Consider the following 12623-nt stretch of genomic DNA (forward strand, 5'->3'; position numbering starts at 1 on the left):
TAAATGAAAAGATATATAGGGGTGGCGCTCGTTTTCTGTTTACTATTTATCATAGCCGTCTTAAATAGAGATTTACTAACTATTCATAAGGAAAAAGAAAACAGCACTGACTCTAACGCAAAGGCTAGTGAAGGGTTTGACGACAAACCGCTTACTATTGTAACAGGAGGACCAACAGGTGTTTACTTTCAGTTAGGCAATGCTCTAGCCAGAGTTTATGGAGAAAAGCTAGGAATCCAAGCCAGCGTAGAGACAACGGACGCTTCTGTAGAAAATATTAGTAAAATTGCGCAAAAAAAAGCCGAGCTCGGCTTTTCGATGGCAGATATGCTGGCAAGTTCTCGGGGAAAAGAAAAAGCCGTAATTAATAAGAAAGATTTATCCAATGTAAGAGCAGTAGCTTCTTTATATCCAAACTATATGCAAATTGTAGCTCTGAAGTCGGCTAGAATTCATACGCTTCAAGATTTAAAAGGGAAAAACGTGGTAGTAGGAGCGCTTGGCAGTGGTACAGAGGTATTGGCTATGAGAATTCTAAACAGCATGGACATCAGCACTCAGGATTTTCATGCACGGTTTCTACCTTTTTCTGAAGGGATTGAAGGAATTAAAAATGGAACCGCAGATGCAGCTTTTCTTTCTTCTGGATATCCTAACTCAGGAATTACGGAGTTAGCCTCAACGAACGAAATTGAACTGATTTCAGTGCCTGAAGAAGTGACAGAAAAATTAAAAAAATCATACCCGCCACTAGGGAGTGGGATGATTCCGGCTGATACATATAAGGATGTCAACACAGAAACAAAAACAGTCATGGTTAAAAACCTTTTGATTATTAATAAAGATATGCCCCCAAAAAAAGTATATGAACTGACAAAAGCTTTGTTTGAAAACATAGAAGAGCTTGAGCAAACAAATAGCTCTGCTGAAAAAATAACGTTAGCAAAAGCGGTAGAACAACTTCCTTTACCACTGCACCCGGGTGCAAAAAAGTATTATGAAGAAAAAGGCATTATAAAATAAACTAAATCTTTATCTATAAAGTTGTACAGAAGAAAACACTACTTAAAGAAAAGAGGGATTAATTATGGCTCATACTAGTGAAGCTGCAAACAACAGGCGTGTTACAAGTAATATTTTTAAAGGGTCTGTTGGAAATTTAATTGAATGGTACGATTGGTACGTTTACTCTGCTTTTGCCGTCTATTTTTCATCGCAATTTTTCCCAGAAGGCGATCCAACAAGTCAGCTGCTTAACACAGCGGCAATCTTTGCCGTCGGTTTCTTAATGCGTCCAATCGGTAGTTTATTAATGGGACGCTACGCGGACCGATATGGTCGCCGTGCTGCGCTTACCTTATCTATTACGATTATGGCGAGCGGTTCTTTGATTATCGCTTGTACCCCCAGCTACAGTACGATAGGATTATTATCTCCTATTATTCTAGTACTCGCACGTTTGCTTCAAGGAATCTCCTTAGGGGGAGAATACGGAACGTCTGCAACTTATCTTTCTGAAATGGCAAGCAGCGGGCGAAGAGGATTTTATTCAAGCTTTCAGTATGTAACGCTTGTTGCTGGTCAGCTGGTAGCATTAGGTGTTCAAATTATTCTGCAAAACGTTCTCAGTGAAGCAGATATGATTTCATGGGGCTGGCGTATTCCTTTTGTCATTGGAGCTATCGGAGCGCTAAGCGTTTTATGGCTGCGCCGTACAATGGATGAGTCAGAACAATTTTCTAAAATGGACTCTGAAAGCCGTGAAAACGCAGGGACTATTAAAGCACTTATGAAGCATCCTAAAGCAGTATTAACCGTTATTGGCTTAACTTTAGGAGGAACGGTCGCTTTTTATACGTATACAACATATTTGCAAAAATTTATGGTAAACAGTGTAGGGCTGGATAAAGGGGTCGTAAGCTGGATTAACTTCTGTGCGCTGCTTGTATTTGTTGTCATTCAGCCAATAGCAGGGATGCTATCTGATAAAATTGGACGCAGACCTCTGTTAATGAGCTTTGGTATTTTGGGAACATTGCTGACTGTACCGCTGTTTCTTTTTATGAAACAAGCACATAACCCAGTCATGGCCTTTCTATTAATGACAGTTGGACTTATCATTGTAACAGGCTATACATCTATTAACGCTATTGTAAAAGCTGAGCTTTTTCCAACGGAAATTCGAGCTCTTGGTGTAGGATTGCCGTACGGACTTACAGTTGCCATATTTGGAGGGACAGCAGAATTTATCGCCCTATGGCTAAAAAGTATTGGCCATGAATCAATTTTCTTCTTCTATGTAGCAGGGTGTATTGCCATCAGCTTTCTTGTTTATTGGCGTATGGGAGAATCCTCTAAAGATTCATACATAGAGTCCGAGTTGAAAACAGATGACAAAGACGACAACATCCCGCCAAATAATGTGAGTTTTTAATTTTGCTTAAACAAATAATCGTTCGATAACATAAAAAGGACTGGCTATAAAAAGCCAGTCCTTTTTTATACACTTAAAAGATATTTATTTTGTAGTTGGTTCAGAATAAGGAAAGATAGGGTCTTTTAAGCTAAACTCACGCGTGCCTTCTTCGATAAGAGCCACTGTTTTATCGCTATCGTAGAGGGCTAACAGAAATTCAGCCATTTCTTTTGACGTGTGATACTTAGCAACTTTCCCCTTATACTCAAAGCTGTCTGTACCAAACGAGCGCTGAGCAAATTCTGTTTCCGTAGCAGCAGGGGCTAATACTTTTGCCTGCATTTTAGCTCCTTTTGTTTTTAGTTCCTGAGCTATGCCTTCTGTAAATGCACTTACATAAAATTTTGTGGCGGAATACGTAATGGAAGTAGCTACTACGTTATAGCCTGCTCTTGAAGAAATATTGATAAGCTGTGTGCCTTCAACGTTTTCATAATCTTTTACAAATAAAGATGAAAGAATGGTTAATGCCTCGATATTTAAATGAAGCATTTTCTCCACTTTATTTAAATCTTGATCTGCAATCAAACTAAAATCTCCAAAGCCTGCGTTGTTAATAAACGTTTCTAGTTCATAACCTTGCAACGACTTATAAAACTCATGCGCGTTTTCTGCAGTTGATAAATCAACAGATTTAATAACAACGTCGACGTTCTGATGGTTACTTGTAATTTCAGTTTTTAACTCTTCTAATTTATCTTCTCGGCGAGCAGCTAAGATAAGGTTTTTGCCACGCTTTGCAAACGCGAGAGCCGTTTCATATCCAATTCCTGAACTTGCTCCGGTGATGACTGTATATTTCATGTGTATGTCTCCTTTTATCACAAATTTATCCCACTGATTAGCAGCGGGATGCATTCGAAATGAAGTTCATTATCTTTGTCTAATATTCCACGCGTATACTTGTATTAAACATACTAAATCACCTAAAGTTGTTACCCAACGCAGAGCATAACTTACTCTATGAATTTGTACCACTAAAGAGTGAAGAGAAAAATAATGAAAGACATATATGAAAGATAAGATACATAATAAAAGGATTATTTTGTGATATAACGAAATAGAGAGTATATACATCAGAAATAGAGAGAGGGTAAACTCCGTGAATACTTTATGTTCCTTTTTTATGAATCCAGTTTTAAGCGCTTCAACTTTTTTAATAGAATTACAGAGTGCGTTCTTTCGCCCTATTTGGAAAGAGTATAATTATGATGATTATTTTACCTACAAGGTATATGTTCCAAGTACATATACTGGATTAAGTAAAGTACCATTAATCGTTATGCTTCATGGATGTCAACAAGATGCAGATGATTTTGCTGCGGGTACGGAAATGAATAAGCTAGCGGAAGAAAAAGGTTTTATTGTTCTCTATCCCCAAATGAATTACTTTGCTAATTCCAACGGGTGCTGGAATTGGTTTTATGAGTATAACCAGTTTCGCGGTAATGGAGAGCCAGACATAATAAAAGATATGATTGATCACATAACCACTAAGTATGCGATTGATTCTACTAATATATACCTTGCTGGCATGTCAGCTGGAGGCTTTATGGCGAATGTGATGGCTATTGCTTATCCTGATATATTTAAAGCGGTAGGCATTCATTCAGCAGGCAGTAATGCGTATGCTGTAGACCTCATAACAGCCGGAGAAGTTATGCTATATGGATCTCTAAATCCTGAATTTGACGGTGATGAAGCTTATAAGAAAATGGGACCTTACGCACGGCCTGTTCCCATCATTACGTTTCATGGCCAATCAGATACAACAGTTAATCCAATTAATGCGTCTACATTAATTCAGCAGTGGATTTATACATATAAGCATTTCGGTATCGACCTACATGAAAATGCTGCTTCTTACACTTCAAGGGAAAACGAAAATCATTATAGTTACATAACTTATGACTACGTAGATGCAGAAAATAAAATCTGGATGAAAAAAATTATGGTAGAGGATATGGGGCATGCATGGTCAGGTGGAAATGACAATGGATCAGATACTGATTCAAAAGGTCCTAATGCTTCAAAAATGATGTGGGATTTTTTTGAGGCACAGAATGATTAAATAAAATATGAACGAACGATCAAGATGTACTACTAAATAACATCTGCCTTCATTTTTTTGAAACAAATAATTGTCGATCAACAGTAAAAAAGGATCTTATCGAAAGATCCTTTTTCTGTTATCAACCAGCATTTCTTAACAAGTAGCTTCAAACCGATTTAACAATACATCTAGATCCTGACTGATTTTAATCGTATTACTACTTGTAAACCCTTCTTCTAGGGCAATCATCATCATCATTTTTCGTATAAATTCTATCTTTATCAGCAGTAGCCTACATTTGAAACACATTAAGTTTCCTCCACTTGCCACGTCATTTTAAAGGTTTAAATTATTGAATTTTTTATGTAAAAACGGTTCAAATCTAAAAATAGAACCTAAAAAATATAGTAACAAATAGATAGTGTCGAAGTCTGTCGTATTTTGAATTCAGATATTTTCATTTAAAAAGAATTGACTCTTAAACGTTTTGCTGGAAGCTGCGCTCTGTCTTAATTATGATTGTTCCACCGGTTGTAAATAACTGACGGAGTAACAGAGCTTACCCTGTTTTTTGGATATAGGCATAATCAGATTACATTTAGGCATGTTAACATAAGATTGGACTTATTTAAGTTAGTCAACTTTAAACCAAAACATATCTTTTTTTCATTTATTGGTTTCTGTTTAACTATTTATGGGTATCGGGCACTGACAAATAAAGATAAATGATAGGTGAGGGCCGTTTCTAACCGCTATAGACTTTGTAAAAAGCGCAACAAAAAAGCGTCTGTTAAGACGCTTTATATATAATACATATACTGCTCTTCTTTATTGGCATTTGTTGTTTCATGGATTATTTCTTCCGGGATATTGGACGTCCGGTTAGTAAAAAGCATAAACAACGCAATAATTGATGCCACAAAACCTAAAGTAACAATCACAATAAATCCCTCCCTTTAGAATATATATTCTACTTTCATCTTCATTTTCCTATATTTATTTTATACCCTTATTTTATTTTCTCAACACATAGAATAAAAAGAGTGTATGCATCGCCTGAATATCCATCCAAAGTAAATACAATCAAGGGAGCTTAAAACAGACATTTCACTTAAAAAAGTAGGAAACCATAAAGATTTCTTCGTATTCGGGGCATGAATCATTAAAATTATTAATCATTAAGATAACTTATTTATATTGTACGAATGAAAGAAATTTATATATATTAAAAATACGAAATATTCATTAAATTATACGAGGGTTTGTTTTAAGTTAAAAAGAAAGAAGCTGCTGCTTTAAAGGCAACAAGTAAGCAGTATAAGATTAGGGAGTTACACGAAATATAAAAGTTATAGAAATGAATACAAGTAGAATTCTTTTTGCTCAAATATTCACATAGTTTTCATTCGTAAAAAAGACTGAAAATTTTGATAATAAATTTCACTTTTATTAAGGGGGACTTTTTATGACAACAACGGTTTTAAATGTATCAACTTATTCTTTTTATCTTAACGGTGAGTGGAAAGAAAGCAAATCAGGGCAGACGATCGATATTGTTTCTCCATACCGTCATGATGTGATTGGAAAAGTGCAGGCTATCACAAAAGAAGAAGTCGATGAAGCGGTACATGCCGCACAGAAAGCTCAGAAGGAGTGGGCGGAAACTTCTCTGCAAGACCGTGCCAAATATTTATATAAGTGGGCAGATGAGCTGGTAAAAATGCAGAGTGAAATTGCCGAAATTATTATGAGAGAAGTTGGAAAAAGCTTAAAAGATGCAAGGAATGAAGTCGTGCGCACAGCTGATTTTATTCGCTATACAGTTGAAGAAGCCCTTCATATGAATGGAGAAAGCATGAAAGGAGATAGTTTTCCTGGAGGTTCTAAGTCTAAAGTTGCCATTGTTGAACGCGTGCCTTTAGGCGTGGTACTTGCGATTCCTCCATTTAATTATCCGGTAAATTTGTCAGCTGCTAAGCTTGCGCCTGCGCTTATTTCAGGAAATGCAGTTATCTTCAAACCCGCAACGCAAGGAGCGATCAGCGGTATTAAGATGATTGAAGCTCTTGATCAAGCAGGTATTCCACAAGGACTTGTAAACGTCGTAACGGGTCGCGGATCTGTAATTGGTGATTACTTGGTTGAACATAAAGGCATTAACATGATTTCGTTTACCGGAGGAACAAATACGGGTACTCAGTTAGCTAAAAAGGCAGGCATGATTCCTCTTGTACTAGAACTTGGAGGAAAAGACCCGGGTATTGTATGTGAAGATGCAGATTTACAGGAAGCAGCAAAACATATTATAAGCGGAGCATTTTCTTATTCGGGTCAGCGCTGTACAGCTATTAAACGTGTACTTGTACATGAAAAAGTGGCAAACGAGCTGGTCGACATCCTAAAAGAAGAAGTACATAAACTATCAGTTGGTTCTCCTGAAGATGGATGCACAATCGTTCCATTAATTGATAGTAAGGCAGCGGACTTTATTCAAATTTTAATTGCAGACGCGCTCGGAAAAGGTGCAGAAGTTGTGACTGGGAACAAGCGTGAAGGCAACCTTATCTATCCTACTCTTTTAGATGACGTGAATGATACTATGCGCGTAGCATGGGAAGAACCATTTGGTCCTGTGTTACCAATTATCCGCGTCGCTTCTGACCAAGAAGCCATTGACATCGCAAACGAATCAGAATTCGGCTTACAAGCAAGCGTTTTCACGAAAGATATTAATAAAGCCTTCTCAATTGCAAATAAAATGGAAGTCGGTTCCGTTCAAATCAACGGCCGCACAGAACGCGGCCCTGATCATTTTCCTTTTATCGGCGTAAAAGGATCCGGTATGGGCGCTCAAGGCATTCGTAAAAGCATTGAATCCATGACTCGTGAAAAAGTAACGGTATTAAATCTTCAATGATTGAATTCCAAGAGCTATCCAAATCGAGTCAGTAAAATGTAGAGAATCTCATGTTTAAAAGCCTGTGCTCCAAAAAGCACAGGCTTTTAAACATCTTATTTACCTATCACTCGATTCCATCTTTATAGTTCTTATGCCAGTTTTTATCACCTTTGTGCTCGATATCTTCAACGGTTTTTTCGAGCTCTGACATAATGAGTGTTTTTACTTCATAGATGGTATCAAAAAAAGCTTTCTCTTCATCCGGATTCGGCTTTATTTTGGCTGCTGCCGAAATATCAACATATCTGCGATGTTCAGTTGTTAATTTATCAAGCGCATCAAAAATATGAGAGGTCAGAACAGCAACCTCCTTATGATTATCAGGCAGTTTTTCTTTTAATGTTTCAATTCTTTTATCCATGTTAAAGTCCCCCTATAACGTGTTGTATTTATGTAACTTTCCCACTAATAAAAATGAATAACCTTAAATAGCAAAAATTCATGGGAATTAGCACGTGAAACAAAAGTATACTACAGGATATCATGTTAAAGTGAAAAAACGGTGAAATGAGTGGGTATATTTTTGCATAGAGGGTATGTAATAAAGGTCGGTTTTTTTGAAGAGATAGTTGCCTTAAGACACATTGAAGCACACAATCAACATAAAAGTTCATCTATTTTTAATAGATGATGACCTTTTATGACTACTTTTTACGATTTTATGACTTTTTTTGAATGAATTTGATTGTTTTTGATGTTTTTTCGAATAATCTGATATATAATGAAAGCGTAAACAGTAAAACATGTCGGTTGGTTAAGAAAAACATCCACAAAAATGGGATTCGTTATTACATAAAATCAGACCTCTGTTTTTATAAAAATAAATAGAATTTGAGAAAAGGAGAATGAGGATGGACATATTGGATGCAAAAGTAGTGAATACAAAGTACGGTTTAGAAACATATCTGGATGTATCAGAAAGCGTAGAAATAAAAGAAATTCATATGCCGAGTTCAGAGAGCCAATCTCACAAAATTAAATTTGGAATCAAGTATTTTCTTTTAAGAGAAGGAAAGTATTACGATAGCCAAAAAGGTTATTTTTGGCTTTGTATGAATCACGATTTTAGCAGCCTTATGCTGAGTGAAACGGAAACAGAGAGTTTATTTGCAGTTAAAAGTGAAGAAGAAAGAGAAGCAACAAAAACGCTGTTAGCAGAATGGTTTATCCAAACAAATGCGTACAAAGAAGTCATCAACGAATGTATCCATCAGATTAAAACGGAGAATATTCGTACAGAAGAAGACATCGAAGACCGCGTGGACGCTATACAATTTTTAGAAAAACTAAAGGTATTAACTGCAAAAGAGATTGAAAACGCTTCTATAGAAAATCTATATGCGCTGCAGCAAATTGGCTAGGCTATAGTTCGCGTATGCTGAAATTCAGATTGATGTACAACAATAAGGAGGAATAGTGAGATGAAATTTTTTATTGATACAGCAAACCTTGAGGATATTAAGAAAGCATATAAAGTTGGTGTTCTAGCAGGTGTAACAACCAATCCATCTTTAGTAGCAAAAGAAGGCGTAAGATTTGAAGACCGCATCGAAGAAATTCTTCAAATGGTACCGGAGGTTGAATCCGTTTCCGCTGAGGTAACGCCTGACGCACTTTCTGCTGAAGACATGATCGCTCAAGCTGAAGAACTGATTAAAATTAACGATGGAGATAAAAACATTACGATTAAGCTGCCTATGACATTAGCTGGCTTGGAAGCGACGCGCTACCTTGCAAAAAAAGGCGTAAAAACAAATGTAACCCTAATCTTTACAGTAAACCAAGCGCTTTTAGCAGCTCGTGCTGGAGCGACGTATGTTTCTCCATTTTTAGGACGTCTTGATGATATTTCAGAAGACGGAGTACAGCTGGTATCTAAAATTGCTGAGTTATTCCGCGTTCAAAACATCGACTCTCAAATTATCGCCGCATCTGTAAGACACCCGGATCATGTAACGCGCGTAGCACTTGCAGGGGCTCATATTGCCACAATTCCATACGCTGTTATTGAGCAATTAGCAAAACACCCGTTAACTGACCAAGGAATGGAAAAATTTGCAGCAGATTGGGAAAAAGCAGTTAAAGCTTAACCAAAAGTCATATCAATAAAAAAAGCTTGGGGTAAGCATAGCTTATTCCAAGCTTTTTATCGTTTAACTAGCTAGTTTCTTTTTGCGTAAACGCTCTAAGCGTCGCTGCACGCTATTTCTCGAACGCCCGAGCAGCTGTCCAATTTCTCGCTGATTGCGCTTTTCCTGATAAAACATACGCCACAATTTAGCATCTTCTTCTGCTGTCCACTTTTTATGCTCGTATTTAGGGCGCTTTACATAGTCTAGCCTTCTTTGTTCATTCACCCACGCTGGTTCTGGAATAAGTGTATTTTTAGGTATTTTAAAAAAGTTAAGGCACGATTTATTTTGTTCAGCCCACTTCCAAAAAGATTGAATGTCAATTCCCATGAATGTTCTTGTCTTGGCGATGATCATTTTATACGGTAGATTCTCTTTATGAATCCACTTGTAAATTGTATGAACATCTACTTCGAGGCAGTCTGCTAGCTCACACGCTGTGATATGTCCTACGTGCGATTTAGCTCCATACACCTCTAAACGACTTAACCTCGATTCTAGTGCCTGCACACTTCGCTGCAATTTCGCTGATATGCGCGAAAGAGGTTTTGTTCCGTAATACCTTAGCAAATATTCGTCTTCTTGTACGGTCCATCTTCGCATCGCAGTTTTTCGAGTTAAACCCAAAACTTTTATGCGCGTAGCAATAGAAGAAGGACTTCTGTCTAAGGAGTCTGCCATTTCACGGTTGTTCATGATATCAATGTTCTGCTGTAAAAAAGCATCTTGTTTCGGCGTCCATTTTTTACGTAAAGCTGTATCTGAAGCTCGAAGATTTAATCGAGTAAGCCGTTTATTAACCGATTCCTTGCTTCTATGTAAATGCTCACCCATCTTTTGAAGCGTCATAACGCCATAGTGCTGGATAAGAAATTTATCTTCTTCTTTTGTCCATCGCTTTTGATTTTTACTCACTGTTGTCTCACTCCAATTCAAACGAAAAGCTCAAGATAAAAAAGTTGCTAGCAATCTATTTTACGAATGAGCAGTACCCATTCAGACTGATACTCACTTCGTTCTAGCCTGTATATATTTTATCATATTTCTACAGAAAAACCAAACGTGTGTTCTGTTTTTGTTTTAGTAAGCATTAAAGTAAGTAGAAGATTAGCTCCTTCCTTTAATAAAAGTCAATTGTGGTAAAATTGACTAGAATCGCAAGAATTTTTACATAACTGACAGCTCAGCATCATTACGTTGAGAAAGGGGAATGAGCATGAATTTTAATTTAAAAGAAGCGATCGAAATACTTGAGCGTACGCCTAAGACGCTTGAAAAACTTTTGTCGGGTCTATCTGCAGGGTGGCTGCAATGTAATGAAGGAGAAGGAACTTGGAGTACCTCGGAAGTAATAGAACATTTAATAGAAGCAGAAAAAAACAATTGGATACCAAGGCTAAAATTCATCCTTCAAGAAGGAAAAGGAGGAGCTTTCCCTCCATTTGATCGCTATGCTCATTTAAACAAGGACTCTACTAGTTCTATTGAAGAAAAGCTTCTTGAATTCAACATGATAAGAATGCAGAGTTTACAACAACTAAAGCTGTTAATTAAGCCTGAAAAGCATCTTGAAGTGAGAGGAGAACACCCGGAGTTTGGGGAAGTAAAAGTCAGAGAGTTGCTCTCGACTTGGGTTGCTCACGATTTAACGCATATTGCGCAAATTGTTCGAGTAATGGCAGAACGATACAGAGAAGATGTAGGACCTTGGGAAGAATACTTAGGAATACTAAAGAAATAGCAATGACGAACAGTAGCCAGCCTTTATCATTCAAGCTTGAATTAGGAAATGTACACGATTACAATAAAATGAGAATAATGAAGATTCAGGAAGGATTGCAGAGGGAACTATAAGAACATATCCCATGTGTATAACATGTAGGGTCCGTTAAGCAATTTACGAATAAAAAGAGGATTGGACTGATTAAAAATGAGAGTGAATTTTGAGAAATTTGGCGAACTAAACAATCAAGCTGTACATGCTTATACCTTATTAAATGATGAAGGGCTTAAAATCACCTGCCTTGACTATGGATGTGTGATATCAAATATTGAAATGCCGGATTCTGAAGGGAAGATTGAAAGTGTTGTCTTGGGATTTGATTCAATAGAAGAATACCAAAAGTATTCTCCTTATTTCGGAGCTGTGGTCGGACGCGTAGCAGGACGTATAGGGGGAGCGGAGTTTCAGCTTAATGATGAAACCTATCGTCTAGAGAAAAATGAAGGAAACAACCATTTGCATGGCGGTTCAGAAGGGTTTAGCCACAAAATATGGCATGCAAAAACAATCGAGGCAAGTGATCACGTAGGTGTTGAATTTACATATGTAAGTAAAGATGGAGAAGAAGGGTACCCTGGCAATCTTGAAGTGAAAGTTACGTATACGTTGACTAATAAAAATGAGTTTCATATCTCTTACGAAGGAACAACAGATCAAGACACTCTTATCAATTTAACAAACCATACGTATTTCAATTTAAGCGGAAATCTAAAGGAAACGGTCTTAGATCATGTTTTAAAGCTGAAAAGTAACGAATTCTTAGAGCTGAATGATGATCTTTTACCTACTGGAGAAACGATAAGTGTCACAGATACCCCATTTGATTTTAGAGAAGGACATAGTCTCAAGGAAGGTGTGGAGTCCAAACATCCGCAAAATGTATTAGTTGGTAAAGGATACGATCATCCATTTCTTTTAGAAGCAGAAACTGAAAACCAGATGTCATTATTTGATCCAGCAAGCGGTCGCAAAATAGAAGTCAAAACGGATCAGCCTTCAGTTGTTCTCTATACGGGAAATCATCTAGACGAAGAATTCGAAATTAGAGGGGTTCACTCAGAGAAATATCTCGGTGTTTGCTTGGAAACACAAGGTTTACCAGACGCTATTCATCATAAGCATTTTCCTTCTTGTGTATTAAAGCCTGGTGAGAAATATGAAGCATCTACTCACTATACATTTATAACTGATCGCAGCCTGTAACAAAACGGGATGATAAA

13 protein-coding genes are annotated in these 12623 nt (G+C 37.2%); 8 read left to right on the plus strand and 5 right to left on the minus strand.

The window, feature by feature from the left end:
* The first annotated feature begins 3 nt into the window (after nt 1-3).
* Together MKX72_RS09335 and MKX72_RS09340 are read left to right on the plus strand one after the other, a co-directional pair.
* Entirely contained in the window at nt 4-1023 is a 1020-nt protein-coding gene (locus MKX72_RS09335; RefSeq protein ID WP_155008207.1) for a TAXI family TRAP transporter solute-binding subunit, read from the plus strand.
* 64 nt (nt 1024-1087) lie between these two features.
* A complete protein-coding gene (locus tag MKX72_RS09340) occupies nt 1088-2434 on the plus strand; it encodes an MFS transporter (RefSeq protein ID WP_155008206.1) in 1347 nt (448 codons plus the stop codon).
* An 84-nt stretch (nt 2435-2518) separates the two neighbouring features.
* On the opposite strand, the gene MKX72_RS09345 is transcribed toward MKX72_RS09340, so the two are convergent.
* Nucleotides 2519-3280: an SDR family NAD(P)-dependent oxidoreductase gene (locus MKX72_RS09345; RefSeq protein WP_155008205.1), complete on the minus strand. Its 762-nt coding sequence runs from the start codon at nt 3278-3280 to the stop codon at nt 2519-2521.
* Between the two features lie 298 nt (nt 3281-3578).
* Here MKX72_RS09345 and MKX72_RS09350 point away from each other — a divergent pair, with 298 nt between their 5' ends.
* On the plus strand, nt 3579-4547 hold the full coding sequence (locus MKX72_RS09350; RefSeq protein ID WP_049164062.1) for an extracellular catalytic domain type 1 short-chain-length polyhydroxyalkanoate depolymerase: 969 nt from the start codon (nt 3579-3581) through the stop codon (nt 4545-4547).
* Nucleotides 4548-4682: 135 nt separating this feature from the next.
* Here MKX72_RS09350 and MKX72_RS09355 read toward each other — a convergent pair whose 3' ends face one another.
* A complete protein-coding gene (locus MKX72_RS09355; protein WP_016763750.1) occupies nt 4683-4838 on the minus strand; it encodes an aspartyl-phosphate phosphatase Spo0E family protein in 156 nt (51 codons plus the stop codon).
* A gap of 491 nt (nt 4839-5329) precedes the next feature.
* Nucleotides 5330-5470: a hypothetical protein gene (locus tag MKX72_RS09360; RefSeq protein ID WP_165573386.1), complete on the minus strand. Its 141-nt coding sequence runs from the start codon at nt 5468-5470 to the stop codon at nt 5330-5332.
* 524 nt (nt 5471-5994) lie between these two features.
* Between MKX72_RS09360 and MKX72_RS09365 the strand changes: the two genes are divergently transcribed.
* Nucleotides 5995-7446: an NADP-dependent glyceraldehyde-3-phosphate dehydrogenase gene (locus MKX72_RS09365; RefSeq protein ID WP_049164067.1), complete on the plus strand. Its 1452-nt coding sequence runs from the start codon at nt 5995-5997 to the stop codon at nt 7444-7446.
* A gap of 106 nt (nt 7447-7552) precedes the next feature.
* Here the strand turns inward: MKX72_RS09365 and MKX72_RS09370 are convergent, their stop codons facing one another.
* A complete protein-coding gene (locus MKX72_RS09370; protein WP_028413740.1) occupies nt 7553-7849 on the minus strand; it encodes a hypothetical protein in 297 nt (98 codons plus the stop codon).
* A 490-nt stretch (nt 7850-8339) separates the two neighbouring features.
* Here MKX72_RS09370 and MKX72_RS09375 point away from each other — a divergent pair, with 490 nt between their 5' ends.
* Together MKX72_RS09375 and fsa are read left to right on the plus strand one after the other, a co-directional pair.
* Entirely contained in the window at nt 8340-8849 is a 510-nt protein-coding gene (locus MKX72_RS09375; RefSeq protein ID WP_034264650.1) for a hypothetical protein, read from the plus strand.
* 60 nt (nt 8850-8909) lie between these two features.
* A complete protein-coding gene (fsa, locus tag MKX72_RS09380; protein ID WP_013082751.1) occupies nt 8910-9578 on the plus strand; it encodes a fructose-6-phosphate aldolase in 669 nt (222 codons plus the stop codon).
* A gap of 63 nt (nt 9579-9641) precedes the next feature.
* Here fsa and MKX72_RS09385 read toward each other — a convergent pair whose 3' ends face one another.
* The gene (locus tag MKX72_RS09385) at nt 9642-10535 is read right to left on the minus strand and encodes a sigma-70 family RNA polymerase sigma factor (RefSeq protein WP_155008204.1); all 894 of its coding nucleotides are present in this window, start codon (nt 10533-10535) and stop codon (nt 9642-9644) included.
* Nucleotides 10536-10836: 301 nt separating this feature from the next.
* Between MKX72_RS09385 and MKX72_RS09390 the strand changes: the two genes are divergently transcribed.
* Both MKX72_RS09390 and MKX72_RS09395 read left to right on the plus strand, forming a co-directional pair.
* Nucleotides 10837-11361: a DinB family protein gene (locus MKX72_RS09390; protein WP_155008203.1), complete on the plus strand. Its 525-nt coding sequence runs from the start codon at nt 10837-10839 to the stop codon at nt 11359-11361.
* A 189-nt stretch (nt 11362-11550) separates the two neighbouring features.
* Nucleotides 11551-12606, plus strand: a complete 1056-nt coding sequence (locus tag MKX72_RS09395) for an aldose epimerase family protein (protein ID WP_155008202.1) — start codon at nt 11551-11553, stop codon at nt 12604-12606.
* Nucleotides 12607-12623: the final 17 nt, after the last annotated feature.

Source organism: Priestia sp. FSL R5-0597, from assembly GCF_038006305.1.
GTDB classification, from domain to species: domain Bacteria; phylum Bacillota; class Bacilli; order Bacillales; family Bacillaceae_H; genus Priestia; species Priestia zanthoxyli.